The organism is Tumebacillus sp. BK434 (genome assembly GCF_004340785.1).
Classification (GTDB): domain Bacteria; phylum Bacillota; class Bacilli; order Tumebacillales; family Tumebacillaceae; genus Tumebacillus_A.
This window is the reverse complement of record NZ_SLXS01000001.1, coordinates 1,030,694-1,056,751: the sequence shown is the minus strand read 5'-3', so window position 1 is coordinate 1,056,751 and position 26,058 is coordinate 1,030,694. Positions and strand designations below refer to the sequence as shown.

General features: G+C 58.1%; 34 protein-coding genes and 1 riboswitch. Of the genes, 28 read left to right on the top strand and 6 right to left on the bottom strand.

Annotated elements, in window-relative coordinates:
- Positions 1 to 16: 16 nt before the first annotated feature.
- The 14 genes from scpB (at position 17) to EV586_RS03510 (ending at position 12,212) form a co-directional block, all read left to right on the top strand.
- On the top strand, positions 17 to 607 hold the full coding sequence (scpB, locus tag EV586_RS03575) for an SMC-Scp complex subunit ScpB (protein WP_132943682.1): 591 nt from the start codon (positions 17 to 19) through the stop codon (positions 605 to 607).
- A gap of 113 nt (positions 608 to 720) precedes the next feature.
- Positions 721 to 1,458, top strand: a complete 738-nt coding sequence (locus EV586_RS03570; RefSeq protein WP_132943681.1) for a DUF2953 domain-containing protein — start codon at positions 721 to 723, stop codon at positions 1,456 to 1,458.
- Complete coding sequence (gene ytfJ / locus EV586_RS03565) at positions 1,431 to 1,895, top strand: GerW family sporulation protein (protein WP_132943680.1); 465 nt, start codon at positions 1,431 to 1,433, stop codon at positions 1,893 to 1,895. The genes EV586_RS03570 and ytfJ overlap by 28 nt, the downstream gene beginning before the upstream one ends.
- Before the next feature lie 121 nt (positions 1,896 to 2,016).
- Positions 2,017 to 3,207 (top strand): D-alanyl-D-alanine carboxypeptidase family protein, encoded by a 1,191-nt coding sequence (locus EV586_RS03560; protein ID WP_132943679.1) that lies wholly within the window; start codon positions 2,017 to 2,019, stop codon positions 3,205 to 3,207.
- Between the two features lie 19 nt (positions 3,208 to 3,226).
- The gene (locus EV586_RS03555) at positions 3,227 to 3,826 is read left to right on the top strand and encodes a nucleoside recognition domain-containing protein (protein ID WP_132943678.1); all 600 of its coding nucleotides are present in this window, start codon (positions 3,227 to 3,229) and stop codon (positions 3,824 to 3,826) included.
- Positions 3,823 to 4,359: a spore maturation protein gene (locus tag EV586_RS03550; protein ID WP_132943677.1), complete on the top strand. Its 537-nt coding sequence runs from the start codon at positions 3,823 to 3,825 to the stop codon at positions 4,357 to 4,359. Before EV586_RS03555 ends, EV586_RS03550 begins: the two co-directional genes overlap by 4 nt.
- 107 nt (positions 4,360 to 4,466) lie before the next feature.
- On the top strand, positions 4,467 to 4,808 hold the full coding sequence (locus EV586_RS03545) for a hypothetical protein (RefSeq protein WP_132943676.1): 342 nt from the start codon (positions 4,467 to 4,469) through the stop codon (positions 4,806 to 4,808).
- An 85-nt stretch (positions 4,809 to 4,893) separates the two neighbouring features.
- On the top strand, positions 4,894 to 5,622 hold the full coding sequence (locus tag EV586_RS03540) for a pseudouridine synthase (protein ID WP_132943675.1): 729 nt from the start codon (positions 4,894 to 4,896) through the stop codon (positions 5,620 to 5,622).
- A gap of 51 nt (positions 5,623 to 5,673) precedes the next feature.
- Positions 5,674 to 6,246, top strand: coding sequence for a YhcN/YlaJ family sporulation lipoprotein (locus tag EV586_RS03535; protein ID WP_132943674.1), 573 nt, complete (start codon positions 5,674 to 5,676; stop codon positions 6,244 to 6,246).
- Between the two features lie 157 nt (positions 6,247 to 6,403).
- Positions 6,404 to 6,949, top strand: coding sequence for a peroxiredoxin family protein (locus tag EV586_RS03530; protein ID WP_132943673.1), 546 nt, complete (start codon positions 6,404 to 6,406; stop codon positions 6,947 to 6,949).
- 5 nt (positions 6,950 to 6,954) lie between these two features.
- Positions 6,955 to 8,484, top strand: a complete 1,530-nt coding sequence (gene resB / locus EV586_RS03525; RefSeq protein ID WP_165898207.1) for a cytochrome c biogenesis protein ResB — start codon at positions 6,955 to 6,957, stop codon at positions 8,482 to 8,484.
- Positions 8,481 to 9,674, top strand: a complete 1,194-nt coding sequence (ccsB, locus tag EV586_RS03520) for a c-type cytochrome biogenesis protein CcsB (RefSeq protein ID WP_243652910.1) — start codon at positions 8,481 to 8,483, stop codon at positions 9,672 to 9,674. The genes resB and ccsB overlap by 4 nt, the downstream gene beginning before the upstream one ends.
- 79 nt (positions 9,675 to 9,753) lie before the next feature.
- Positions 9,754 to 10,467, top strand: a complete 714-nt coding sequence (locus EV586_RS03515; RefSeq protein ID WP_132943869.1) for a response regulator transcription factor — start codon at positions 9,754 to 9,756, stop codon at positions 10,465 to 10,467.
- The gene (locus tag EV586_RS03510) at positions 10,464 to 12,212 is read left to right on the top strand and encodes an ATP-binding protein (RefSeq protein ID WP_132943671.1); all 1,749 of its coding nucleotides are present in this window, start codon (positions 10,464 to 10,466) and stop codon (positions 12,210 to 12,212) included. Before EV586_RS03515 ends, EV586_RS03510 begins: the two co-directional genes overlap by 4 nt.
- A 38-nt stretch (positions 12,213 to 12,250) precedes the next feature.
- Here the strand turns inward: EV586_RS03510 and EV586_RS03505 are convergent, their stop codons facing one another.
- A complete protein-coding gene (locus EV586_RS03505) occupies positions 12,251 to 12,808 on the bottom strand; it encodes a YhcN/YlaJ family sporulation lipoprotein (protein ID WP_132943670.1) in 558 nt (185 codons plus the stop codon).
- Between the two features lie 123 nt (positions 12,809 to 12,931).
- On the opposite strand from EV586_RS03505, the gene EV586_RS20965 reads away from it, so the two are divergent.
- The 7 genes from EV586_RS20965 (at position 12,932) to EV586_RS03475 (ending at position 17,070) form a co-directional block, all read left to right on the top strand.
- Positions 12,932 to 13,096 carry a hypothetical protein gene (locus EV586_RS20965; RefSeq protein WP_165898206.1) on the top strand — a complete coding sequence of 55 codons (165 nt, stop codon included), beginning with the start codon at positions 12,932 to 12,934 and terminating at the stop codon, positions 13,094 to 13,096.
- 101 nt (positions 13,097 to 13,197) lie between these two features.
- Complete coding sequence (locus EV586_RS03500; RefSeq protein ID WP_132943669.1) at positions 13,198 to 13,623, top strand: CoA-binding protein; 426 nt, start codon at positions 13,198 to 13,200, stop codon at positions 13,621 to 13,623.
- A 225-nt stretch (positions 13,624 to 13,848) separates the two neighbouring features.
- A complete protein-coding gene (locus tag EV586_RS03495) occupies positions 13,849 to 14,331 on the top strand; it encodes a hypothetical protein (protein ID WP_132943668.1) in 483 nt (160 codons plus the stop codon).
- Positions 14,332 to 14,380: 49 nt separating this feature from the next.
- Positions 14,381 to 14,499: riboswitch (TPP riboswitch) on the top strand.
- 75 nt (positions 14,500 to 14,574) lie between these two features.
- On the top strand, positions 14,575 to 15,210 hold the full coding sequence (gene thiE / locus EV586_RS03490) for a thiamine phosphate synthase (RefSeq protein ID WP_165898205.1): 636 nt from the start codon (positions 14,575 to 14,577) through the stop codon (positions 15,208 to 15,210).
- On the top strand, positions 15,207 to 15,410 hold the full coding sequence (gene thiS, locus EV586_RS03485) for a sulfur carrier protein ThiS (RefSeq protein ID WP_132943666.1): 204 nt from the start codon (positions 15,207 to 15,209) through the stop codon (positions 15,408 to 15,410). The genes thiE and thiS overlap by 4 nt, the downstream gene beginning before the upstream one ends.
- A 20-nt stretch (positions 15,411 to 15,430) precedes the next feature.
- A complete protein-coding gene (locus tag EV586_RS03480) occupies positions 15,431 to 16,210 on the top strand; it encodes a thiazole synthase (RefSeq protein WP_132943665.1) in 780 nt (259 codons plus the stop codon).
- Positions 16,211 to 16,257: 47 nt separating this feature from the next.
- The gene (locus EV586_RS03475) at positions 16,258 to 17,070 is read left to right on the top strand and encodes a histidinol-phosphatase HisJ family protein (RefSeq protein WP_132943664.1); all 813 of its coding nucleotides are present in this window, start codon (positions 16,258 to 16,260) and stop codon (positions 17,068 to 17,070) included.
- Between the two features lie 60 nt (positions 17,071 to 17,130).
- On the opposite strand, the gene EV586_RS20960 is transcribed toward EV586_RS03475, so the two are convergent.
- Together EV586_RS20960 and EV586_RS03470 are read right to left on the bottom strand one after the other, a co-directional pair.
- Positions 17,131 to 17,286 carry a hypothetical protein gene (locus tag EV586_RS20960; protein ID WP_165898204.1) on the bottom strand — a complete coding sequence of 52 codons (156 nt, stop codon included), beginning with the start codon at positions 17,284 to 17,286 and terminating at the stop codon, positions 17,131 to 17,133.
- A 14-nt stretch (positions 17,287 to 17,300) separates the two neighbouring features.
- Positions 17,301 to 18,617, bottom strand: coding sequence for a helix-turn-helix domain-containing protein (locus tag EV586_RS03470; protein WP_132943663.1), 1,317 nt, complete (start codon positions 18,615 to 18,617; stop codon positions 17,301 to 17,303).
- Between the two features lie 240 nt (positions 18,618 to 18,857).
- Between EV586_RS03470 and EV586_RS03465 the strand changes: the two genes are divergently transcribed.
- The 4 genes from EV586_RS03465 (at position 18,858) to EV586_RS03450 (ending at position 20,691) form a co-directional block, all read left to right on the top strand.
- A complete protein-coding gene (locus tag EV586_RS03465) occupies positions 18,858 to 19,070 on the top strand; it encodes a helix-turn-helix domain-containing protein (protein WP_087458475.1) in 213 nt (70 codons plus the stop codon).
- A gap of 129 nt (positions 19,071 to 19,199) precedes the next feature.
- Positions 19,200 to 19,877 carry an MBL fold metallo-hydrolase gene (locus tag EV586_RS03460; RefSeq protein ID WP_243652909.1) on the top strand — a complete coding sequence of 226 codons (678 nt, stop codon included), beginning with the start codon at positions 19,200 to 19,202 and terminating at the stop codon, positions 19,875 to 19,877.
- 67 nt (positions 19,878 to 19,944) lie between these two features.
- Positions 19,945 to 20,226 (top strand): helix-turn-helix domain-containing protein, encoded by a 282-nt coding sequence (locus EV586_RS03455; RefSeq protein WP_165898203.1) that lies wholly within the window; start codon positions 19,945 to 19,947, stop codon positions 20,224 to 20,226.
- A gap of 174 nt (positions 20,227 to 20,400) precedes the next feature.
- Positions 20,401 to 20,691 carry a tetratricopeptide repeat protein gene (locus tag EV586_RS03450; RefSeq protein ID WP_132943661.1) on the top strand — a complete coding sequence of 97 codons (291 nt, stop codon included), beginning with the start codon at positions 20,401 to 20,403 and terminating at the stop codon, positions 20,689 to 20,691.
- 55 nt (positions 20,692 to 20,746) lie between these two features.
- Here the strand turns inward: EV586_RS03450 and EV586_RS03445 are convergent, their stop codons facing one another.
- The gene (locus EV586_RS03445) at positions 20,747 to 20,938 is read right to left on the bottom strand and encodes a capping complex subunit for YIEGIA (protein ID WP_132943660.1); all 192 of its coding nucleotides are present in this window, start codon (positions 20,936 to 20,938) and stop codon (positions 20,747 to 20,749) included.
- A 3-nt stretch (positions 20,939 to 20,941) separates the two neighbouring features.
- Positions 20,942 to 21,862 carry a YIEGIA domain-containing protein gene (locus EV586_RS03440; protein ID WP_132943659.1) on the bottom strand — a complete coding sequence of 307 codons (921 nt, stop codon included), beginning with the start codon at positions 21,860 to 21,862 and terminating at the stop codon, positions 20,942 to 20,944.
- 79 nt (positions 21,863 to 21,941) lie between these two features.
- Here EV586_RS03440 and EV586_RS03435 point away from each other — a divergent pair, with 79 nt between their 5' ends.
- Positions 21,942 to 22,601 carry an SIR2 family NAD-dependent protein deacylase gene (locus tag EV586_RS03435; RefSeq protein ID WP_132943658.1) on the top strand — a complete coding sequence of 220 codons (660 nt, stop codon included), beginning with the start codon at positions 21,942 to 21,944 and terminating at the stop codon, positions 22,599 to 22,601.
- 67 nt (positions 22,602 to 22,668) lie between these two features.
- Here EV586_RS03435 and EV586_RS20955 read toward each other — a convergent pair whose 3' ends face one another.
- On the bottom strand, positions 22,669 to 22,833 hold the full coding sequence (locus EV586_RS20955) for a hypothetical protein (RefSeq protein WP_165898202.1): 165 nt from the start codon (positions 22,831 to 22,833) through the stop codon (positions 22,669 to 22,671).
- A 192-nt stretch (positions 22,834 to 23,025) separates the two neighbouring features.
- On the opposite strand from EV586_RS20955, the gene glpK reads away from it, so the two are divergent.
- Positions 23,026 to 24,534, top strand: a complete 1,509-nt coding sequence (gene glpK, locus EV586_RS03430; RefSeq protein ID WP_132943657.1) for a glycerol kinase GlpK — start codon at positions 23,026 to 23,028, stop codon at positions 24,532 to 24,534.
- A gap of 104 nt (positions 24,535 to 24,638) precedes the next feature.
- Entirely contained in the window at positions 24,639 to 26,054 is a 1,416-nt protein-coding gene (locus tag EV586_RS03425) for a leucyl aminopeptidase family protein (RefSeq protein ID WP_132943656.1), read from the top strand.
- Positions 26,055 to 26,058 lie beyond the last annotated feature (4 nt).

Genomic DNA, 26,058 nt, shown 5'->3' with positions numbered 1-26,058 from the left:
AAGCAAGGTGGTTGACTTGGATTCAAACGAAATCAAATCTGTCATCGAAGGCCTGCTGTTCATCTCGGGCAGTGACGGCATCGAAGCCAAGCAGGTCGCCGACATTCTCGAGATCGACGCGGAAGACGCGCGGGACTACCTGTACGACCTCCAGAGCGACTTCAACCGCGAAGGTCGGGGCATGCGCATCGTCGAGGTGGCAGGGGCGTTTCAACTGACGACGCGCCCGGAGCACGCCTTGTATTTTGAACGCTTTGCCCAGCAGCCGCAGAGCGCGACTTTGTCGCAGGCGGCGATCGAGACTTTGGCGATCATCGCCTACAAGCAGCCGATCACCCGCAGCGGCATCGAAGAGGTGCGCGGGGTCAAATCGGAGCGGGCGGTGAACACGCTGCTCAGCAGGCAACTGATCAAAGAAGTCGGCCGCGCCGAAGGGCCTGGCCGTCCGATCCTGTTTGGCACGACGCGCGAATTCCTCGAGTATTTCGGCCTGCGCGACCTCAAAGAGCTGCCCCCGCCGCCGGCGATCGTGCCGCTGGACGATCTGGAAGCGGAAGAAGAGGAGCATCTCCTGTTCCAGATGCCCGACATGTTTCAAGAAGAATGAAGTCCGGGAGAGATCCCGGGCTTTTTTTGTCTGCACGCTGCGCATCCATTGTATGGAAAGGAAAGAAATGGGCAAGCTAGTCAGGAATCTTGGAAGATGTGGAGGAGGACCGCATGAAATGGCTTTGGGGACTCCTGCTGGCGTTTGCGATCGTGCTGGCGGCGCTGTTCATCGCGTTGTCGAAGTGGTTCGCTTGGTATTGGATCCTGTTGCTGGCGCTGGTGTTCTTTTTTCTGCTCACGATGGTGCTCCCCGTCACGGTGGAAGTGCGCTACAAGCGGGAGGGCCGGGATGATCGGCTGCATCTTGGCGTGCGCGCGCTGTTCGGGCTGGTCAAAGCGGGTTTTGAAGTGCCGACCATCGCCTTGATGGAGCGGAGCGGCAAAGTCGGCGTAAAAGCAGAACCTGGCAAAGGGATGCCGAAGCAAAAGCGCGGCTGGATCACGATCACGGTGGAAAAAGTTCAGCGGGCACTGCGAAAGATCAATGAGATCCGCAAGCGCATCGGCAAATATAAGCGTGCGATCCGGCAGACGACCAAAGCGTTTCATATCGAGTCGTTCAAATGGCGCACCGTCTTTGGCACGGGCGATGCGGCGCAGACCGGCTACACCACAGGTCTCGTCTGGGCTTTGAAAGGCATCTTCGCCGGGATGCTTCATCAATATTTCACAGTATCAACCCGTCTGCTCTATGACGTGAAACCGCATTTTCAGGCCAGCGGATTTCGCACCGAACTGACTTGCATAATCCGATTTTGGCCGGGCAAAGCTATACTTGCAGGACTTAAATTGGTATTTCTATGGTTGAGGGAGGGCGCAAAATGGCGGAACATCCGATCCAAGGCTTGATGCAAACGGCCATGGAAAACATTAAGGAAATGGTCGATGTGAACACGATTGTCGGTGACCCGGTTGAAACGCCGGATGGCAGTGTGATTTTGCCGATTTCGAAAGTAGGCTTCGGTTTTGCGGCTGGCGGTTCGGAATTCGACCCGGAACTGGAAGCGGGCAAAGGCGACAGCGCCGATGTGGAGCTGCCGTTTGGCGGCGGTGCAGGCGGCGGGGTGTCGATTACGCCGATCGGGTTCCTGGTTGTCGGCAACGGCCAGGTGAAAATGCTTTCGACCGAAGGGCCCAACCAGCTGTATGACAAGCTGATCGACCTGGCACCGCAGATGTTCGACAAGGTCAATCAGATGATGAAAAAGAACAAGAACGGACAAGGCCAGGGCCAAAGCGGCATGCGCAAAGCGGATGACAGCAAAGGCTCGCAGTTCGACTGCTAGGGCTTGGCAGAGACCAGAGACGTCCCGATCCGGGGCGTCTTTTTCTTTGTGGGATAAGCCTAGGGCTTGTGCATATACATAGGACAGACAGAACCTACGTGTGAGGAGTGGAGGACCAGAGATGAAACGGAAATCGCTCGCGGCTCTTGCTGCGCTCGCCATGCTGTGCCTGACCGTACAGCCGGCAGCCGCTAACCATGATCCTAAAAACAGCGCATTTCTGGAAGCGATCCCAGCTTCCCACAGCTTGTATGCCGAGGAAGTATCGGTCAGCGCTCATGCGGCAGCCGTGATCGACGTGCAGACCGGGCGCGTTCTTTATGAGAAAAACGGCGATGAGAAAATGCTGATCGCCTCGCTCACCAAGATCATCACGGCGATCGTCGCCATCGAATCGGGCGTCGACTTAAACAGCACGGTCACCGTCTCCTCCCGCGCATCCGGCAAAGAAGGCTCTTCGATCTACCTGAAGGTCGGCGAGAAGCAAAAGCTGATCGACCTGCTCTACGCGGTGATGTTGCGCTCCGGCAATGACGCGGCGACCGCCGTCGCCGAGCACGTCGGCAAAACGGAGCAGGGATTTGTGGAGCTGATGAACCAAAAAGTTGCAGAGCTCGGGCTCACGCAGACGCATTTTGCCAACCCGCACGGACTTGATGCACAAGAGCACTATTCGAGCGCTCACGACATGGCGGTGCTGACCGCCTATGCCCTGCGCAACCCCGTGTTCGCCGAGATCGTCAAAACGAAAGTCAAATCGATCCCGATGCCCGGCGAAGCGTGGGACCGCAAGATGTACAACAAAAACAAGATGCTCACCCGCTACGACGGCGCGGACGGCGTGAAGACCGGCTACACCAAAGCGGCCGGGCGCTGCCTGGCTTCTTCGGCGACGAAAGACGGAAGGCAGATCGCCGTGCTGACGCTCGACGCCTCCAGCGACTGGGACGACCATGCGCGGCTGCTCAACTACGGCTTTGAAAAGTACAAGTTTATGCCGGTCGTCAAAGAGCATGATGTGCTGCAGACCGTGCCCGTCGAGGACGGCATGAAACAGGAAGTCGACGTCGTGGTCGGCCACGAGTTCAACTTCCCGCTGCGCGAAGAAGAGCAGGAGAAACTGACTCGGAAGGTCGAGCTTGAAGACAGCCTCGATGCGCCGATCGCCGCCGGGCAAAAGGTTGGCGAGATGAAGTTCTACTTCGAGGAGCGCCTGGTCGGAGAGGTGCCGATCCTCGCCGGGCACGATGTGCAGGAAAAATCGTTTTGGGAAAAAGTGAAAGGTCTGTTCACCAGTATGATCAGCCGCTGACGGAAAGGAGGGTGACGTGATGATCAACGCGATCTGGGTGTTCATGATACTGGCCGGCGTTGTCGTCGCAGCTCTGAACGGGCGGATGGATCTGGTGACCAACGCGGTGCTAAACGGAGCGAAGCAAGGCGTTGTCGTCTGTCTCGGCCTGCTCTCGATCATGGTGTTCTGGCTCGGGCTGATGAAGATCGCCGAAGCGGCGGGGCTGGTGCAGTCGTTCGCCAAAGTGCTGTATCCGCTGGCCCGCTTTTTGTACCCGTCGGTGCCGAAAGACCATCCTGCGATGGGCTCGATCGTCGCCAACATGAGCGCCAACATGCTGGGGCTCGGCAATGCGGCCACCCCGCTCGGACTGAAGGCGATGCGCGAGCTGCAAGACCTCAACCCGGACAAACAGACGGCATCTGACGCGATGTGCACGTTGCTTGCGATCAACACGTCTGGCTTGACGATCATTCCGGCGACCGTCATCGGCCTGCGCCTGCAATACGGGTCGGCCAATCCGACGGAGATCGTGGTCAGCACCCTGCTCGCCACGCTGCTCGCGACGACGACCGCCGTGCTGCTCGACCGCTGGTACCGCAGCCGGGAGCGCAAGAAATGGGGTGAGAGCAAATGATGGAGCTCGTGCAGATCATCGCGGCGTGGACCTTACCGGTCATCATCGCCTTCATCCCGGCCTATGCTTATATGTTTCGCAAGATTCCCGTTTATGAAACGTTTATTGAAGGCGCAAAAGGCGGCTTGCCGACGGTGATCAAGCTGATGCCGCATCTGGTCGGGATGCTGGTCGCGGTCAGCGTGTTTCGCGAATCGGGGGCGCTCGATCTGCTGATCTCCGCGCTGAACCCGCTGCTGATTCCGCTTGGCGTGCCGCCCGAGTTCCTGCCGATGGCGCTGCTGCGCTCGATCTCCGGCTCCGGTTCGATGGCGATCATGACCGACATCTTTCAGGCGCACGGGCCGGACTCGTTTCTCGGCAAACTGGCCTCGACGATGCAAGGCGCGTCCGACACCACTTTGTACGTGCTGACCGTCTATTTCGGTTCGGTTGGCATCCGCAACGCCCGCTATGCGGTGAAAGTCGGCCTGCTCGCCGACCTCGCCTCGGTGATCGCTTCGCTGGCCGTTGTGCATCTCATATTTCACTAAACCGTTTCAGCAAAATCGTGTTCACTTTGGCAAGCCTCGCCTGCATATGATGCTGATACTACTTCGCTTACGGTTGATGACGATTCCAGAAAGGCGGGATGTCAGGAATGGGAGAATTTGCAGGGATTGTGTTGCACGATTCTGCCTGTCCCGCGCGGACTCGGGCCGGGTTTGATTTTTATGTCTGCAAAGACGGGACGGTCGTGACGTCCCAGGACTTTCTAGATGATGATCACGTTCATGTGTGTGTGGAAGGGGATTTCTCCGAACCGATCGCGAATATGGGGCTGGTGCGCGAGCAGATGTTCGTGCTGGTCAAACTGGTGCTCCGCTTGTCCTCCGCATTCAAATTCGACCCGGAAAAGCTGATGGCGCACGGCGACCTTTGCCCCGGCGTCGAATTCCCTTGGCATGAACTGAAAATACGGATTGACCGTCCCCCGCATTGACCCGATGCGGGGGATTTGATTTTGCGCGGGAGGTTGATTAGAATGAGTGAGCAGAAGTAGCAAAGCGTGGGAGAGTGACAAGATCATGGAAAGAACGGAACGGTTGCAAAAGGTGCTGGCCCAGGCGGGCGTGGCATCCCGGCGCAAATGCGAAGAGATCATCACGGCAGGACAGGTCACCGTCAACGGGGTGGTCGTCACCGAGCTCGGCACCAAGGTCGACCCGGAGCGCGACCGCATCGAAGTGAACGGGAATGAGATCCGCTCAGAACAGAAAGTCTACATCATGCTGAACAAGCCGGTCGGTGTCGTCTCCACCGCTTCCGACCCGCAAGGACGCAAGACGGTCGTTGATGTCGTCGGCGCCGAGCAAAGGGTCTATCCGGTCGGACGCCTCGATCTCGACACTTCGGGATTGTTATTGATGACCAACGACGGTGAACTGGCCAACGGCATGATGCATCCGCGCCATGAGATCGACAAAACGTACCGCGCCTGGGTCAAAGGCAATGTCAACGCGGAGACGGCGAAACGGCTCGCGGCGGGCGTGGAGCTCGAAGACGGCCCGACGGCGCCGGCGAAAGTGAAGGTCGTCGAGTCGGGCAGCGGAGAGTCTCTGCTCGAGATCACGATCCATGAAGGGCGCAACCGGCAAGTGCGCCGGATGTGCGAAGCGATCGGGCATCCGGTCAAGTCGCTGCACCGCACCCAGATCGCCTTTTTGAAACTGGGGCGGCTGCGCTACGGCGAGCTGCGCGAACTGACCGCGCAGGAAGTGGAGCGGCTCTACGCGGTCGCTGGCATCAAACGGTAAAAACAGGGCACTCTATGGGCAGAGAATCTGCTCCAAAGGAGACCCGATATCATGGACAAACTGGCACGCAATGTGACGCTTTCGCTGCTGATCACGACACTTTTCGGGACGCTCGCCGGCTGCAACCAGTCGGCAGCCCCGCGACCCGAGCGGCCGCAGCAAGCGCAAGTGCGCTCGACGCAGGACACCCGAGCTGAACAGGGCATGGAATCGTACGGCGGATCCCGTCCCCCGGCGGAAGACCGCCAGATCGTCACCGACGAACGCAACTCGGCGTTGCGCTCCCAAGCGCGCAAACCGTATTCGGCGCACGGCATGGCCTATGAGCTGGAGTCGCTGGAAGCGGTCAAAGGCGCTGCGGTGGTGATCGTCGGCCGTGATGCGTATGCCGGCATTCGCAATGCGTTTGAAGGCAACCTGCCGGCCGAGGTGCCGGCTGTGATCGTCGATAAAATTCGCAAGATGGACCGGTCGATCAGCCAGGTGTATGTCACCGCAGAGCCGGAAGCGGTGGACTTTCTCAGCAGCTATGCGGAAGCGCTGGAACAGGGGCAGCCTTTGCAGCGCTTTCAAGACCGCTTCCGTCAATTGGTCGAGACGCACCCGTGGATGACCGCCACTTAAAAGGGAAACGGAGAAAGAAGCCTTTCCGCTCTGGACAGGCTTCTTTATTCATAAAGTTGTCACCATCTGGACCACCAGCATTTCGAGACTCTCCTGTATAATAAGCGGTGGGTGTATTGTCGAATCTAGTCTTTTTCCGGTATTGAGGTGTAAGCAAATGTCCAATCAATCGAACCGAACCAAGGTCATCACCATCGTGGTCCTGTTCATCGCGGCGCTCGGCATCCTGGCGGCGGTATTCAACTTCAATCAGAAGGACAACGCGGTTTCATTAGAGACGGGCCAGCCGGCGCCCGACTTTACGCTGACGACGCTGGACGGCAAGCAGGTTTCGCTTTCCGACTATAAGGGGAAAGTCGTCATGGTCAACGTTTGGGCTTCGTGGTGCCAGCCGTGTCGCGAAGAGATGCCTTCGATTCAACAAGCATATGAGACCTATCAAGACCAAGGACTGGTCGTTCTCGGTGTCAATCTGGAGGAAAAGCGGGTACCGATTCAAGGTTTTGCCGATACCTACGGCTTGACCTTCCCGATTTTGTTAGATGAAACGGGCAATGTGGGACGCGACCTGTATCAGGTCAAGCCGATTCCCACCACATTTTTCATCGACCGCGACGGCGTTCTGCGTCACAAAGCGGAGATGCCGATGCCGTTTGCCTACATCGATAACATCGTGAAGCCGCTCCTTGAAGCTGGGAGATGAAGCAGGTGCAACAAGCTGAGACACAGAAGCAGAAGAAGCAAAAGAGCATCTTCGATCACGTCTGGGACTTCTTCGCTTCCGTCAAAGTGGCGATCGTTATCATCATCGCGCTCGCTTTGACGGCGATCCTCGGGACGATCTACCCGCAGGAAAATGCGATCCCAAGTCCCAATCCGCAGTTCTACTATTTTGATACTTACGGCAAGACGGGTGATCTCTACTACCGCCTCGGTTTGTCCGACATGTACAACTCCTGGTGGTTCCTCACGCTCGTGCTGATGCTGGCGATCTCGCTGATCATCTGCTCGATCGAGCGCATCGTGCCGTTGTACAAGTCCTTAAAAAATCAGCCGGTCGCGCGCAAGGTGATCGCGATCCGCTCCGATCGCCTGTACGCCTCGAAAGCGGTTGCTGCGGAAGCGGACCTCGACCTGCTGGCAGAGCAGCTGAAAAAGAAGCGCTACAAGCTGCGCCGCGAGGAAGGCGCGCTGCTCGCCGAAAAAGGCCGGCTCCCGCGCTTCGGCGCCTATATCATTCACATCGGACTTTTGATCATCATCGCAGGCGTCTTCGTCCGCCTGATTCCGGGCGCGTACTACTCGGACATGGTCTGGCTGAAAGCCGGCGAGCGCAAATACGTCGACGAGGTCGGATTCGGACTGCAAAACAACGGCTTCGAGCTGGAGTTTTACGACAAGGCGCAAACGCGCGTCAAGAAATACGAAACGGACGTGGCGGTCTACGTCGGGGATGAAGTGAAGGCGAAGGAGCACCTGATCGTCAACGAGCCGCTGAAGTTCAACCACACGCTGATCTTCCAGAACTCCTACGACCCCAACCCGATGTTCAAACGGGGCAAGGTTGAGCTGACCGACAAGAAGACCGGCAAATCGTACGGCACGTTTGAGATCGACTTCAATGATCCGCATCAGACCTATCAGGCCGGCGAATACACGCTGACCATGATCAACTACTATCCGGATATCAAGGTCGACCCGGACAAAGGCGGCGTGTTCACCAACTCGCGCGACCCGTACAATCCGGGCCTGCAGCTGTCGATCTCCAAGCCCGGCATGGCACCGCAGACGCAGTGGATGATGCCGCTGGCGCCGTTTGTGGAAGAGATGCTCGGCCAGGACTACCAGTTCAAGCTGCAGCTCGTGGAAGTGGAGCTGTTCAACATGACCGGCCTGCGCCTGCAAAAAGATCTCGGGATTCCGGTCGTCTACGCCGGCTGTGCTGTCGTCTTGTGGGGCCTCGTGCTCTGTTTCTACTTCCAACATCGCCGCATTTGGGCTAGACTTGAAGACGGAGTGCTGCACATCGGTGCCAACACCAGCAAAAACTGGATCGGCATGGGCAAAGAGTTCAACAAAGCGACCGCACCGCTCGGCATCGAACCGGTCGCCGCGAAGCCGAAGCTGAAGTCGAAAGCAAAAGCGCCACAGCAGGCAGCTCCGCAACAAGAATCACCGCAACAAGAAGAAACAACACAATCTGATGCTTCCCAAGGGAAGGAGGGAACTGAGCAATGATGACAGCTTCGAGCATTTTCTTTGGCTCGGCTCTGGCAGCTTACTTCATCTCCGCGATCCTCTACGTCGTCGGCGTAACCGGACGTAAGATGCGGGGCTCGACTGCCGGAAAAGCGAACGCATGGACCAAATGGGGGTACATTCTGGCGGTGGCCGGGGTGCTTCTGCAGATCACTGCGACGGTCACCCGCGGCGTTTCGGCCGGATTTACACCTGTATCCAATATGTTTGAGTACATGAGCTTCTGGGCCTTGACGATCATGCTGGCCTTTGTCGTTATCAACTTCTTTTATAAAGTCCCTGGCCTTGGCGCGTTTGTCGTGCCGGTCGGACTGACCGTCCTCGCCTACGCGTCGGTGTTCCCGCGCGAAGTCAAGCCGCTGATTCCGGCGCTGCAGTCGTACTGGCTCAGCATTCACGTCACCACGGCGGCGCTGGGCGAAGGGATCTTGACGATCTCCTTTGCGGCAGGCCTGATGTACCTACTCGTCGTGACCGACGTCTCCGTCAAGTCGCGCGCCGCGAAGTTTCTTGAGTTCGTCGTCTATCTGTTCTTCGCGCTGGTGGCGTTCATCGCGATTTCGCTTTCGTTCCGCATCGGCGGCTACGAAGTGATCGCGCAGACGGCAAATCAGGCATTCCTGTACAAGATGCCGCCGATTGCCGGGCCTCCGGGCATCGAAACCGGATCGCTCGCCACGCTCCTCGGCGTTGCCTTGCCGCTGTTCAACGCGCCATCCTGGATGGAAGGCGCCGACGCAGCTGTGCAGTTCAACACGATTCTCTGGACGATCGCCGGCTCGCTCGTGCTGTACGGCATCCTGCGCCTGATCAACAGAAAGCCGCTCGTCGTGACTATCTCGCGCTGGGTGCGCGGCCTCGATGCCGACATGCTCGATGAGCTGTCCTACCGCGCGGTGGCGATCGGCTACCCGGTCTTCACGCTCGGGGCGCTGGTCTTCGCGATGATCTGGGCACAAGAAGCCTGGGGCTCTTATTGGAGCTGGGACCCGAAAGAGACATGGGCTTTGATCACTTGGCTGTACTACACCGCCTACCTGCACTTGCGCCTGCGCCAGGGCTGGGAAGGCGCGCGCACCGCATGGATGGCGGTCGCGGGCTTCGTGGTCATCCTGTTCCTGCTCGTCGGGGTCAACCTGCTGATCTCAGGCATGCACTCGTACGCTTAATACAAACAACCTGGACAAGTCACCGAGCTTTTTGGTGGCTTGTCGTTCTATAAGGGGAGAGTGAAAGAGAATGGAGCAAATGAAGAATCCGAAGATTTTGGTGGTCGACGACGAGGAACGCATCCGCCGCCTGGTGCGGATGTACCTGGAGCGCAACGCATTTGACGTCGAAGAGGCGGAAGACGGGCAGGAAGCGCTCGACAAAGCGCTGGAGAATCAATACGACCTGATCGTGCTCGACCTGATGCTGCCGGGGATGGACGGTCGTGACGTCTGCGCCGCGCTCCGCCAGCAGAACAACGAAGTGCCGATCATCATGCTTACGGCGGCCGGCGATGAGATGAGCCGCATTCACGGCTTTGAGCTGGGGGCGGACGACTATGTGGTCAAGCCGTTTTCGCCGCGCGAACTGGTCATGCGCGTCAAAGCGCTGCTCAAGCGCGCGATTCAGACGACCGACAAAGAAGCGCCGGCCTCCGTCTCTTCCGTGCTGACCTTCCAGACGCTGACGATCAACATGGATTCGCGCCGCGTGCTCTGCGACGGGGAAGAAGTATCCCTGACGCCGAAAGAGTATGAACTGCTCTGCTACCTGGCGCAGCGTCCGGAGAAGGTGTTCTCGCGCGAAGAGCTGCTGCGCGACGTCTGGAACTACCAGTTCTACGGCGACCAGCGCACCGTCGACACGCACATCAAGCGCCTGCGTGAAAAGCTCGGCAAGGCGTCGGAGCAGGCGGCGACGATGATCGTCACCGTCTGGGGCGTCGGGTATAAGTTCGAGGTGGGCGAGTGATTCGCAACAACATCACCTGGAAACTTTGGCTGACCATCATCGGACTCATCACCGTCGTTTTGCTTCTTCTCTCGATCTTTTTAGAGCAGCTGTTCGACTCGTATTTCTATCAGGCGGAACAAGACCGCTTGCTAACACGCACGAATCACATGGCGGAAGTCATCGTCAACTATCCGCAAGATGTGGCGCTCGTCGTCCTGCAGGAGCTGGCGTTGGAAGAGAACGCCTCCGTCACACTGGTCCAGCCGCCGCAAAGCGAATACGTGATCGCCAATGTCAGCTCCGAGCAGCTGGAAGAGCTCCGCACTGGGAAGACGGTGATCGAGCGGGGCTACTCCCCGACGTGGGATCCGAAATCATCGCAGAAGGAGTTGAGCTTCTGGGTGCTGCAGCCACTGATCACCCATGGCGAGATCTCCGGACTCTTGTATGTCATCCAGCCGGTGGAAGCGTCGACGGCGATGGAAAAGGTGCAGGACCTGCTCTTCTTCTCGGCGGGCCTTGGTATCGTGCTGGCTACGGGGCTGGCCTTTGTCGTCTCGCGCAACCTGTCGATCCCGATCGTGCAGATGAACAAAGTCGCAGAGCGGATGATGCAAGGCGACTTCAGCGGCAAAGTCCAAGTCGTCACCGGCGACGAGGTCGGGCGGCTGGGCGTGACGCTCAACACGCTTGCCTACAAGCTGGAAGAAAACATCGACGATCTGGAGCGGGAGAAAGAGCAATTGGCCTCGATCATCACTTCGATGACAGACGGCGTGATCTCCGCCGACCTGAACGGGGCGATCACGCTGGCCAACCCGCCGGCGCGCCGCTTCATCCGCGCCCAGCAGCTCGCCGAGATCGGCAACCCGTCCGACAAGCAGCTGCCCCGCGACCTGTTCGCCTGCGAACAGCAGGTGATGCACACCGGGCAGACGCTGGTCGACGAGCTAAACTGGCAAGGCCGCGTGCTGGTCGTCACGATGGCGCCGCTCTATGAAAAAGACGGCGACTCCCTGCGCGGGGTCGTGGCCGTGTTGCGCGACATCACCGATGAGCGGATGCTCGACAAGATGCGCCGCGATTTTATCGCCAACGTCTCGCATGAACTGCGCACGCCGCTGGCGATGATGCAAGGCTACTCCGAAGCGCTGCTCGACGAGTTCGGCGACGACCCGGAACAGCGCGAAGAGCTGACCAACATCATCCTCGATGAAACGCACCGCATGCGCCGCCTCGTCAATGACCTGCTCGATCTGGCCCAGCTCGAAGCGGGCCAGTTCCAAATGCATGAAGAGCAGATCGACATGGAGCATTTGATCCGCCGCATCGGGCGCAAGTTTACCACCGTTGCGCATGAGCGCAACGTCGCCTTGCAGGTGGAGATCACACCGGACGAGCGCCCGGCGACCGTCCTCGGCGACAGCGACCGCTTGGAGCAGGTGTTTACCAACCTGCTCGACAACGCGTTCCGCCATACCCCGCAGGGCGGCCGGATCACCTTGGCGATGGCCCGCGAAGACATGGTGCTGCGCGTCTGTGTCAAAGACACCGGGGAAGGGATTCCGCCTGATGACCTGCCGCATGTCTGGGACCGCTTCTACAAGGTGGACAAAGCCCGCACCCGCAGCAAAGGCGGCACCGGTCTGGGGCTGGCCATCACCTACAACATCGTTAAAAACCATCACGGCGACATTGTCGTCGATTCGGAAGTAGGCCGGGGCACTTCGTTTGATGTGCTGCTGCCGATCGCGCCTGCCTAGCGCAGAAAAAGTGGTGTTCCTCAGGAACACCACTTTTTTTACATCTCCGGGATCAGACGGGAGACGATGTCTGCAATTTCGTTGGAGATTCCTTCGATCGGCTTGCCATTTCGAATGTCGCGGATCAAGGCGCGGGAACGGGTCACCGTGTCGAGGTCGGCGGAGACGAGGGCGTTGTAGCCTTTGCCGCTGCGCTCGACCGCTTCTTTGGCCGAGAATTTGATCGAGTCGATCTGCGAGCCGGTGATGTTGGCGTTCAGGTCAAGTCCGACCAGCGCCGTCTTGCCGGTGATCACCACGGCGGCGCGCTCGACGCCGGGCAGCCGGGTCAGCATGTTCGCGATATCGTCCGCCTGCTGATCGGTGCTTTTGGGTGGCGCGTTGTTCGCCACATCGATTTGCGGTGCACGCACTTTGTAGTTCGGCTTGTGGATCTCCGAGACTTGCTGGCGGTTGGGGTTTTGTTCCGCCGGTGTGGTTTTGATGTTCACGTGATCGCCCGCCTGCTGCTTGGGAGCGGCTCCCTGGTTCCCGCACCCGACGAGCGCGACAGCGGTGAGGATGGCCAGCAAAGATCTGGTTTTCATGAAGTTCATCGTCTACTCCCTCCTTTTGAGATAGTCTGCCCGTTCAAGAAACTCCCCTTGCCTTGAAATTTATAGGGCGCGTGGGGAATACTGTTAAGGCAAAACCGGAGCAAAGGAGAGCGGCCAACGATCATGAGCTGGGTGTATTACGGCAAATTATTCGACAGCAAGTTCCAAGCAGGGTGTCTGGCGGCAAGATTTCGGGAAGACTGGTGGTCCAACGGCTACAAGAGCCCTTCGCACGTCGGCATTTATAGGACCAGCAAGGGGCGGTACGGTGTGAAATACATCGAGTGAATTGTGTTTTCACGTGGAACAATTCAAAATATTATAGAATATTGTTGAACCATGTCGGAACATCGAACACAAAAATCGACGTGATGCGAGGAGGCAATTCCATGTTCCAAAATCCATCTGATGAGCAGTTGATCGACCTGTTGAAAAACAGCAAAAGAATCGCCGTCGTCGGCCTGTCGGGCGATCCGGAGAAAGCAAGCTATCAAGTGGCGTCCTATGAGCAGTCTCAAGGCTATGAGATCGTCCCGGTCAACCCGACGGTCGACTCGGTGCTCGGGCGCAAATCGCACCCGTCGCTGCTGGAAGCTGATGGGCCGATCGACATCGTCAACATCTTCCGCAGAAGTCACGAGGTGGCGGGCATCGTCGACCAGGCGATTCAGATCGGGGCGAAAGCGGTCTGGACGCAACTGGAGATCATCGACGAAGCGGCGGCGAAAAAAGCGCAGGAAGCAGGGCTGCTCGTCGTGATGGACAAATGTTTGAAAGTGGAGCACTTCCGTCTGCTCGGCCAAGCAAAAATCTAGCTTTACAAAACCGAAGCCATCAGTAAAATTGAATGGTGGAGGTGTGGCCTGTGAAGCGTGCAGCACTTATTTTATGTTGTATCGGCGTGATTGGGATCATGTTTCTCGGGGCCTACCAAAAGCCTGAGAAAATCGATATTTCAACGGTGGCAGCCATTACGCACTAGTTCGGAATTCAATCGGACATACTATCTTGTAGAAATGCGGACAAGATGGAGGCGCGTTATGGCGAACGAACAAAATGAGCAAGACCAGAAAAAAGGGGCGGCCGCTGCGTTTCCGACCGTTCCTAAAGCGATGCAGCACCGCCTTTCGATGAAGTGGCTGACGCTGGAGGCGCTGTCCAAGCTGATCAAAAGATTCGAGATTCAAGGCGCGAAGCCGCGCGTGGTGCTGCTCACCGCATTTGGCAAGCTCGAAGGGACGCTAAGCGAGATCCAGCCTTCTTATGCACAGAGCTACTCGAAGGAAGCGAACGGCGCCTTGCGCCCGGACGTGGCTTCGATGGTGACGCATCTGCGCAGCGACTTGCTGACCCTGCTCGAACAGGAGGAGCAGGACCTCCAACTGCTCGATACCGCGCCGATTCTATCCCTGCGCGATGTGACCTTGCAAGGCGGCGGGCAGGAGCAGACGCTCCCGCAACTGACCTTGTTTGCCGATCAGGTGATCGGCTTTAGCCTGACCTCCATCCCGAAGCTGCACTAGCGCGAAACTTCTTGTCAGTTCAGGGAACGGATGGTATCATGAAAAGCGTGTAATCCCCTAGGGGTGCTTCCTGAGTCGAGGAGGCTGAGAGAAGGCGGGTCTGCCTTTAACCCTTGGAACCTGATTCGACTGGGTAATGCCAGCGTAGGGAAGCGGGATGGCGAATACGCACATATCGATCGTGTGATGAAGCCGTCTCTGCCTGCCAGAGACGGCTTTTCTTTTTTCTTTTGGAGGTGGGTCATGGATTCGAGATTGTATGTCGTCACCGGTCATGCTTTTTTGCAAGGCCGGACGCTGGAGAGCGTGATCCGCGCGGCCATCCAGGGCGGCGCCGATTGCATTCAGCTGCGTGAAAAAGAGTATACCGGCCGCCAACTGCTCGAAGCGGGCCTGTTGCTGCGCCGGATCACGGCGGAAGCGGGCGTGCGGCTGATCGTCAACGACCGCATCGACGTGGCCCGCGCGGTCGATGCCGACGGCGTCCACCTCGGGCAAAGCGACCTGCCTTTGCAGGCCGCACGGGAAATGCTCGCACCCGGCAAGATCGTCGGCATCTCTACGCACAACGTGCAGGAAGCGAGAGCGGCGGAGCGCATGGGCGCCGATTACATCGGACTCGGCCCGATGAAACCGACGTCGACCAAGCTCGACACCGAGCCGGTCGTAGGTCCCGCCGGGGTGAAAGAGGTGCGCCAACACGTTCGCCTGCCGATTGTGGCGATCGGCGGGATCAAGGCGGACGATGTGGCGGAGATCATCCGCAACGGCGCGAACAGCGTCGCCGTCGTCTCGGCGGTGATCGCGGCAGACGATGTGGAAGCGGCTGCCAGACAGATTCGCAGCATTGTGGATCAGGAAAGGGGGGCACGCGTATGACCCTGCTTATCAACGGACAAGAACGGGTGCTGGACAGCGTGCAGACGCTCGCCGATGTGGTCAGCCATTTCGGCTTGAACGAGCGGATCATCGTCATCGAGCACAACCTGAACATCGTGCCCCGCGACCAATACGCGGGGACAGCGGTACGCGACGGCGACAAGATCGAGATCGTCCATTTTGTCGGCGGCGGCTATTAAACAAAGAGAGGTGCAAGAACATGGCAAACACGTTAAAAATCGGCACGTATGAGTTCAACTCCCGCCTGCTGCTCGGCACAGGCAAATTCCCGGATCTCGACATTCAGCAACAGGCGGTCGACGCTTCGGAAACGGAGATCCTGACCTTTGCGATCCGCCGTCTGAACATCGACAACCCGAACAATCCGAACTTCCTGGAGCGGCTCGACCTGAAAAAATACACCTTGCTGCCGAACACGGCCGGCGCGCAGACGGCAGAAGAAGCGGTGCGCATCGCCCGCCTCGCCAAAGCGTCCGGTCTCTGCGACATGATCAAAGTCGAAGTGATCGGCGACATGCGCACCTTGCTGCCCGATCCGATCGGCACGCTGAAAGCGACCGAGCAGTTGGTCAAGGAAGGCTTCACCGTGCTGACCTACACTTCGGATGATCCCCTCCTCGCACGCCACCTCGTCGAAGCGGGCGCACATGCGGTCATGCCGGGCGCATCGCCGATCGGCTCCGGCCTCGGCCTGCTCAACCCGCACTACCTGTCGTTCATCATCGAAGAGTGCGCCGGCAAAGTGCCGGTGATCATCGACGCGGGTATCGGCTCTCCGGCCGACGTGGCGCAATCGATGGAGCTCGGCGCCGATGCGGTGCTCTTGAACACGGCGGTCGCCGGCGCATCCGACCCGGTGCTAATGGCCGAAGCGATGAAGCTGGCCGTGCAGGCAGGGCGCAAAGGCTTCATGGCCGGCCGCATCCCGAAGAAGCGCTATGCCAACGCTTCTTCGCCGATGGAAATGATGATCGAATAGCAATTTTCTGCTAGAATCGAGTTATCTGGCAGAATGAGGTGACGAGAATGAGAACCGATTATCATGTCCATACCGAACGCGGGCCCTACACCGTCGAATGGCTGGAGCAGTTTCTTGCGACCGCCCGGGAGCGCGGTGTCACCGAGCTCGGCATTTCTGAGCACGGCTATCGCTTTTTGCAGACGCAAGCTTTGTTCGACAACGAATGGACGGCTAAGAAACGCACAGAAGATCTCGATGAATACATGAAGATGGTGATGGGGGCGCGAGAAGCGGGGCATGATGTCAAATTCGGCATCGAGCTCGATTACATTCCGGGTCGCAATGAACAGATGCGGGCATTTCTCGCCTCCTACCCGTTCGATTATGTGATCGGCTCGGTGCACTGGCTCGGCGACTTTGGCTTTGACCTGCTGGAATACCGCCCAATCTGGGACGCGCGGGACATCAAAGAAGTGTATGAGGAATACTTCTCGATCCTGATGCAGCTTGCCGAATCGAAGCTGTTCCAAATCATCGGCCATCCGGACGTGATCAAAGTGTTCGGACATGAGCCGGACGATGCAGCATTCCTGCAAGACTGGTACAACCGGCTGGCCGACCATTTCAAGCTGCATGACCAGTGCATCGAAGTCTCGACGGCCGGTCTGCGCAAGCCGGTGCAGAAGATGTATCCGGCGCCCGACTTTTTGAAGGCCTGCTTCGAAAAAGGCGTGCCGATCGCGCTCTCCTCCGACGCGCATCGCCCGGAAGACGTCGGCGCCGATTACGAGGCGGCGATCGCCTATATCCGCGCGGCGGGCTATGAGCAGATCTGTACGTTCCGGAACCGGGAGCGCACCTTGGTGCCGCTCAAATAATCGCACAGCAAACAAAAGGAGACTCCCGGAGCGGGGTCTCCTTTTTGTATCCAGGATCGGTTAGGGCGCTTGCACGCAAGCGCTCGGGAGCACGCCCGATTTCGTGCAGCCCTCCCAAATTGGCGGATCATCGGCCATCGCCGGGGCGGTGTGCAGCAGGGACAGAGCGAGAAAAAGCGCGGATGCAATCGACAATACCAAAGCGAATTTTTTCATGCTACTTGGCTCCTCTACGATTTTTTAAGCAGCTTTCGATAATGTTTGTTCGCTAAACGCACATAGGGGATCGCGAGACGTTCCCTCCCTTTCTCGATATAGTACTCGCCCAGTTTCTCCGCAGCTTCGGCCAATTCGGTGGAGAACTCCAATTTTTCAAAAGCTTCGATCGCTTGTTTGTAAAAGAGGACAAATTCTTCTTCCTGATTTTGCATGAGGGAAAGATCGCCAAAGTGTCGTTTGGTGATCGCCAATTGCAGGGGATTGTTCATCTGTTCGGCGCGTGTGAGGCAATCTTGGAGGATGGAGCGCGCTTCCTCCAGATTGCCATTTTTCATTTCGACTTTCGCGAGGGCGTGCAGCGTGTTTTGAATGCTGGCGGTGTCGCCCGACTGCCGTTTCAGCTTGAGCGAACGCAAGAAGTGTTTGCGCGCTTTCTCATCAGCACCGATTTTCAGCTCGACTTCGCCGAGATTGTGGTAGCAGCGGGCCAGCGAACGGGCATCGTTGGTTTGGCTCAAGATCCGAATCGAGCGTTCGATGTGCAGTCTGGCGATGTTGACCCGGCCCTGATTCTTGTAGGCGGTGCCCATCATCATCAGGGTGCGCCCCATGCGGATGATATCATCCCGCAGTTCGTATTGCGTGAGCGCCTGTTCCGAATACCAGATGCAGCCTTCCCAGTTCTGCAGCATTTGCTTGATGATCGCCATGCTGAAATAAAGATTGCCCGCTTCGGCGGTCGCCGCAGGGTCCTCGACGAGATGTTCCGCTTCCCGCAGCAAGTCGAAAGCTTCCCACATCTTGCCGACCATGTAGTAGTTGCGGCTGAGGGTGATGTAGGTGTTGAGCACACGGTCTAAGTGCGGCTCGGGGTCGAGCACGCGCAGCGCCTGCTGACCCCAGTCCGTCGATGTGTTGTATTTGGCAATTGAGTGGTATAAGAGGCAAAGCAGGTAGGAACTTTCCTGTAAGTATCGCATGTTGTTCTTCGAAAGTGCTTCCGTATACAGCGTATGGAGGACTGCCATCGCCTCGGCCGATTGGTTAGCTTCTTGAAAGCGGAGTGCCGTTTGGAGGAGTTCTTCCAACCATTCTTCCAGGAGATCTTTCATTTGAAGCAGGTCTTGAACGCTGCAGTTCAACCGCTCTGCAAACACCTCCAAGGTCTCGGGCGTCACTTTCAGCTTGCCCCGTTCGATCAGGGAGATCGCCTGCACAGAAAAGAGACCCTCGGCTAAGTGGCTCTGGGTCAAACCGATCGCCTTACGACGATCACGAATATTCTGACCAATCTGAATAAACTGCTGCTTCTTCCAAGCCTGATTCATCTCCAACCTCCAATGATTCAAATGGTTGTATTTGTATTTTAGCAAAATTGAGGCAGAAAGACCATAGAGGACGAAATTTTCAAGTAATATTTTGTCGAAAAATGTCGATGGAGCTTTAATTAAAGCGAATGCGGTTTTTGTTCGAAAAATTATGTTATAAAGTAAGTAAATATCAAATCGTTATTGTTTAGCTTTGGTAGGGGGAAAACAATAATGAAAACAGATGGGGAGTCAGATAAGATGAGCGATTTGACGATTGGTATGCAACTGAAAAAGATCAGAAAACAAACGGGTTTGTCGGTAAAAGAGCTGGCGGATCGCGCCGGCGTTTCGCAATCTTACATCTACGCGATCGAGTCGGGCAACCGCGGCGCGAACGCGACCAAGCTGTCGAGCATCGCTTCGGCGCTGGGCATTCCGGTCGCCGATCTGTACGATGTTTGGAGTCTCTAACTTTAATAAATCATTCTAATCTAACAAACGATAAAGGGCACCAGCCAGCGGCTGATGTCCTTTTGCATGTTGATATGGTATAAAGAAAAGAGGAAAGCAGATACAACTTCCATCAGGAGGGGACAAGTGATGAGTCTGAACATACATACGTTTGTGCTGGGCATGTTTCAAGAGAACTGCTACCTGCTCGTCGATGACGCGACGAAGCAGGCGGTGGTCATCGATCCGGGCCAGGACCCGGACGAGGTGATTGCGGCGCTGGCAGGGCTTGATGTGGTCGGCATCTGGATCACCCATGCACATCTCGATCACATTGCAGGTCTGCAGGAAGTGAAAGCGGCAGCACCGCATGCGAAAGTGCTGATTCATGAAGTGGAGAAAGACTGGCTGACCGATCCGGCGCTGAACGGCTCGGCGCGCTACCCGGAGTACATCGACCCGATCGACGGGCCGGGGGCAGATGCCGTGCTGCAGCACGGCGACACGCTGATGATCGGCGAACACCAGCTGGAAGTACGCTTTGCGCCTGGCCATTCGCCTGGCCACGTCGTCTTTGTCGGCGACGGATTCGTGCTCGCCGGTGACACGCTGTTCAATAACGGCATCGGACGCACCGACCTGCCGGGCGGCGATATGGAACGATTGATCAAAAGCATCCGCGAGCAGCTCTACACGCTGCCTGAGGATACTGTCGTCTACTCCGGACACGGACCGGCGACGACGATCGGCCGCGAGCGCAAATCGAATTGGGCGGTCAATGATCAGGGCGACCTGCTCTCCGGCGGTTCGAACGTGCAGTGGACGTAACAGCAAGCTGAGAATCAAAGCCAGCGAGGCTTGCCCGCTGGCTTTCGCAACGGAAAGGGGTGGTCGTGTGGCGGAGCGGGATTATAACGTCTGGCTCGGACGGCGCATCCGCGAGATCATGGCGGAGAAAAAAGTCAAAGCGCGTGGCTTTGCCAAAGCGATCGATCTCGGGCGGATGACGTTGGAGCGGAATCTCGACGGCCGCTATGCGACCGCAGAAGAACTGGAGAAGATCTCCGGCGGCCTTGGCATCACCGTGGAGCGGCTGAAGCGCACCGATGTTGCAAAAAGGCGACGGACAGCAGGCGCTGCCCTACTACCGCATCGTCAAGGAGTCGCTGCCGGGTGAATGTGGCGACTTCAAGCGGGAGCGCTGGTTCTCTCCGTTCTGAAGCGCGCATCATGCCTGTGACATTTTATCGAGATTCGGAAAGTGTCACAAAAGTTGTGTAAGAAAAAGTCGAAATTCCTCGAATTCTGTTATGATACTCATATTACGAACGGACAGAGAGGAGTGTCGGTGATGCCTTCCACCACGTACCCATTCTTGTTTGATGTCGAGCTTGGGCTGGTCTGTGCGCATCCAGACCTCGACCGGTTGCACAGCTTGGCTGAGCGGTTGTATCGGGAAGGGCGATTGCAGCAGGCGGAGGAGTTGTTTTTGCAGGCGCTCTGGCATCCCGAACTGATGTCGTGCGGGGAACTCCGCGTGTCGGTGCTGGAGCACCTGGGACTGATCGCCACTCGCAACAAGCTGTATGAGGATGCGGTGCAGTTTTTCGAATCGGCTTTGCAGGCGATCGAACCCGCATAAAATGGATCGCAAAGCGCCTCTGTGTATGCAGAGGCGCTTTTTGCTGCGATGCAGGTCAAATGTCGAGAATCAGGAACACGCCGTTCGAGAGGGAGATGATCTCGCCGTGCAGCGCTTGGGCGATCTCTTCGGCCATGCTTTGGCAGGCTTCTTCCGAATCGGCGAGGAAGGCCTGCGCTTTGCCGCCGGCGAGATGTTTTTTGTCCTGGGCGATCACGGCGAGAATGTCTCGGGAACGCTTTTCCATCGGTCATTCTCCTTTTTTGCCCGGTAAGAGCTCGGGGCTGCGCATCCGGGCGCTTTTTTTCGTCGATTCGAGCAATGGCACTTCGGCGACCAGTTGCAAGAGCGCCCCTTCATCGCGGCGAATCGGAATCATCGCAAAACAGATGCGCCCCGTCTCGAAATCGCGCCGCATGTAGTGATAGCGCTTCAGACCGAAGGTGCGGGCCGCTTCGTGGACGATCGCCTGGCGCTGGCCGTAGTTGGCAAGCACGATCCCGCCGTCCGCGTAGCGCGGCGTGATCATCACGGCGACGCCTTCCCGTTCGAATCGCTCCCGGGCGGCGGGCAGTCCGACATTCTGCACGGCGATGTCGTCGACGAACAGCTTGCCCCGCTCGTCAAAGCGGATCTTGGCAAGCTTAATATCGGAGATGTCGCCGACTTTCTTGCCTTTCGTATAGCGGCGCAACAGCCAGATCGCGAGCAGCCCGGCCAGCACGCCGCCGATCACATCGGAGAGCGGACGGTATCCGGGAAGCAGCGCCATCACAAGCACGCAGAGGAAAGCGCTGAGCAGCGCCACGTAGTTGCGCGCCTCGAACGTCTTGGCGATCCCGTCGATGTAGGCGGTGCCGCGCGGGGAGAACTCCGACTTTTCCAGCTCCTGCAAGGATACTTTCTCCATCCGGCGCACATCGCGAAACTGCTGGATGGCGAGGGCGAGGAAGGAGACCCCGACAAAGTTCTTCGTGAGCAGGGCCGGAATTGCCACTGCGCCGATCGCGGCGGCGACCGCTCCGGTCACGATGTGGATCACAAATCCGTTCGGATAGCTGGGATACTGGCGGTAATCTTCTTTCAGCGTGACGATGCGGGCGAACGTTCCGACCACAAAACCGGTCGTGATCATCGTCAAATGTTCCGGTGACAGCAGTTCTTGTGCCAACGTTCCACCTCCATCTGCAGGCTGTTTTGAGACTAGTATGCGAAACTGGGTCATACTGTAATCAAAAGGAGGCGGGAAGATGGACAGGCAATGGATCTCGTGGGCACAACAGGCGCGGCGTCCCGTTGCGATCACCGGGGCGGGGATCTCCGTGCCGAGCGGATTGCCGACGGTGAGCAAGACATGGCGGGGCTTTACGCTGAAAGAGATTTTTACGGTCGATTTTTACCGGCGCGACCCGCTGACGTTTTACGATTGCTACCGGGACATGCTGCTCGACTGGCGGGTGGCCCGGCCCAATCCGGCGCACTTGGCGCTGGCGGAGGCGGGGGTGCCGGTGATCACGCAAAATCTGGACGGGCTGCACCAAAAGGCGGGGAGCCGCGACGTGCTGGAGCTGCATGGCAACCTGCGCGAACTGCTCTGCGAGCGGTGCGGGGCGCTGTATCCCGCCCATGCCGCCGAAGCGAACCCGCAGCCCTTGTGCCCGACCTGCGGCGTGCTGCTCAAGCCAAACATCGTGCTGGAAGGGGAAGATGTCCGCCACATCGCCGTCGCCGCCGACCGCGTGGGGCAGGCCGACCTGCTCTTGGTGATCGGGACGAAGCTTGCGATGAAGCCGGTCTGCACGCTGCCGCAGATCGCCGCTGCGAGCGGCATCCCGATCCTGCACTGCAACAAAAAAGCGGAAGAGCTGCTGCCGGCATTGTGCGTCTATCTTCGGGCCGAAGAAGCATAAAAAACCCCTGTGGGAACTCCACAGGGGCCATGGTATGTGTACATGCCAAAGCTTATCGGGTGCAGGGTTACCAGCGTGATTCCGGACCTGCGGTGATGAATGCGATCGCCAAGAATGCACCGGCAAAACCGACGAGGATGGTTGCGAATGCTGCTGCATTCACCGACAGCAACAGACCGAATACTGCCATAACCAAACACATAAGTGCAATACCCATATAATAACGGTACACAGGAGTCCCTCCCTACGCTCTGAATTTCTATTAGTCATGATACCACTATTTTTCAAAGCTATGCAACAGATTTCACATAGCGGAACTTATGCGTCACAAAGTCGTAAGATTTGGCAGAATCCCCAGGCGAGTTCTGGTGTAATTTTCTAAATTCATTTAAAATAGTAGTGGAAGAGAAAGGGGGCGCTCTCAGTGACAGACAACAGGCAGCGGAGCTTCGTCGTGGCGCTCGATCAAGGCACGACCTCTTCGCGGGCGATTGTGTATGACAGCAGCGCCCGGGCGGTGGCAGCCGATCATCTTCCGTTTGCCCAGCACTACCCGGAGCCGGGCCACGTCGAGCATGATGCGCAGGAGATCTGGCAGACGCAGCTGCAAGCGCTGCATGGCGCGTTGCAAAAAGCGGGCGTGTCGCCGGCCGAGGTGCGCGCGGTCGGCATCACCAACCAGCGTGAGACGACGGTGATCTGGGACAAAGCGACGGGAGAGCCGGTGCACCACGCGATCGTCTGGCAGTGCCGCCGCACGGCAGGTCGCTGTGACGAACTGCGCCTGGCGGGCCATGGCGGATTGATTCGCGAGAAGACGGGGCTCGTCGTCGACGCCTATTTTTCTGCGACCAAGGCGGAGTGGATCTTGCAGAAGTCGCCCGACGTAGCGGCACGGGCAAAGCGGGGCGAGCTGCTGTTCGGCACGATCGACACGTGGCTGGTCTGGAAGCTGACCGGCGGGAAGCTGCACATCACCGATGTGACCAACGCCTCGCGCACGATGCTCTTTAATATTCACACGCTGGACTGGGATGACGAACTGCTAGCGCTGTTCGGCATTCCGCGCGCGATGCTTCCGGAAGTGCGCGGGTCGAGCGAAGTGTACGGCATGACCGACGCTGCGATCTTCGGCGCGGAGGTGCCGATCGCAGGGATCGCCGGCGACCAGCAGGCCGCGTTGTTCGGGCAGGGCTGTTTCGAGAAAGGCATGGCGAAAAACACGTACGGCACCGGCTGTTTCCTGCTGATGAACACCGGGGACCGGCCGACGAAGTCGGAGCACGGGCTGCTGACCACCGTGGCGTGGAAAGTCGGCGACGAGGTGCAGTACGCCTTGGAAGGAAGCGTTTTCATCGCCGGGGCCGGGGTGCAGTGGCTGCGCGACGAGCTCCGCATCTTAGAGGATGCTGCCGAGTCGGAACGGCTGGCCGGTTCTGTGCCGGACGCGGGCGGCGTGTACATCGTGCCCGCGTTCACCGGGCTTGGCGCACCGTATTGGGACGCTTATGCGCGGGGCTCGATCTTCGGCCTGACCCGCGACACGTCGCGCGCCCACATCGCGCGGGCGATGCTGGAGGCGATCGCTTACCAGACCCGCGATGTGCTGGACGCGATGCAGGCCGACTCGGGTCTGACGATCAAGCGGCTGCTCGTCGACGGCGGAGCGACGCAAAACGGCTTTTTGATGCAGTTTCAAGCCGATCTGCTGGGGACGGTTGTGGTGAGTCCGGCGCATCACGAGTCGACAGCGAGAGGGGCTGCTTTCCTGGCCGGGCTTGCTGTCGGGTTCTGGGCCAGCCGTGACGAGCTGTTGGCTGCGCTGACCGATCAGACGGCGTTTGCGCCGCAGATGGAGCAAGCGGAGCGCGAGAAGCTGTACGCCGGATGGAAGCGGGCGGCTGAGCGCTCTCAGGGATGGATTTCGCCTTAGCGGGAAAACTTTCCTTGGTGTTTTGTGGCGGACAAGGTATAATGACAGGGAAGAAATATTTCCATACGCGAAATTTTTGAAAGCGACAAAAGGGGGACCTTGAGATGAACTTTACACTCGGTACATATCAAGCGGGCAAAACCACCGTTCTGCCCGTGTTTATCGGTCAAAACGTGGAGCAGCTGGGCCTGACGCTCAGCGATTATCATGGCAAGAAGAAGGACCATGTTGTATGGTTCGACCACAACGGCACCCGTTTTGTTGTTGTCGGTCTCGGCGATGTCAAGAAATTCGAACTGAACAAATTCCGTGACGCGGTCGCTTTTGGTGCGCGCGCAGCCCGCAAAGAAGGCGTGAGCGACGTGACCGTACTGCTTCCGGAAGGCACTTCCTACAGCAAAGAAGATCTCGTGCACACCGCAGCAGAAGGCTACGTGATGGGCGAGTACCAATTTAACAAATACAAGGCGAAGAAGGAAGAGAGCACGGTGAATCACATCACCATCGCTTCCCTCGACGGCGACCTCGCAGGATTCGAAGACGCGCTGAACCGCGGCAAGATCTACGGCGAAGGCACGGTGATCGCGCGCGAGCTGAACAACGAGCCGACCAACAAAATGCGCCCGTACGACCTGGCAGACTTCGTTGAGAACCTGTTCAAAGACTCCGGCGCGACCGTTGAGATCTTCAAAGGCGAAGAGCTGGAAAAGCGCCAGTACAACGGCCTGATCGCTGTCGGCCGCGGTTCTGCGCACAAGCCGGCAATGATCAAGATCAACTTCCAAAATGACAAGTCCAAACAGCTGACCGCGCTCGTTGGTAAAGGTCTGACCTTTGACGTAGGCGGCTACTCGCTGAAACTGTCCCGCGACCTGTCCGACATGCGCATGGACATGGGCGGCGCTGCAGCGACCGTCGGCGCGATGTACATCCTGACCCGTCTGAACGCTCCGGTCAATGTGGTCGGCATCATCGGCACCTGTGAAAACCTGATCGACAACAACGCGATGCTGCCGGGCGAGATCATCGAATACCGCAACGGCAAGACGGTCTCTGTCGGCAACACCGACGCAGAAGGCCGCCTCGTGCTGGCCGACGCGCTGATCCTGTCCCAAGAGATCGGTGCCGAGCGCGTGATCGACATTGCGACCTTGACCGGCGCTTGCATGCGCGCGCTGGGCTCCAAGATGTCCGGTCTGTGGGCGAACGACGAAAGCGTATCTGACGCTGTGAAACAAGCGGCGAACTACACCGGCGAAAAAGTGTGGGAACTCCCGCTGTTCGACGAGTACGAAGATCTGCTGTACTCCCCGATCGCAGACATCGCGAACATCTCCTCCGGCGACCTCGGCGGCGCGATCACCGCTGCGCTGTTCCTGCGCAACTTCGTTGGCGAGAACCAAAAGTGGGCGCACGTTGACATGGCCGGCCCGATGGCGGTCAACCGTTCGCATTCCTTCAGCAATGAAGGCGCTACCGGTTACGGTGCACGCCTGCTGGCCGAGTTCGCGCAGCGCTAAGCAG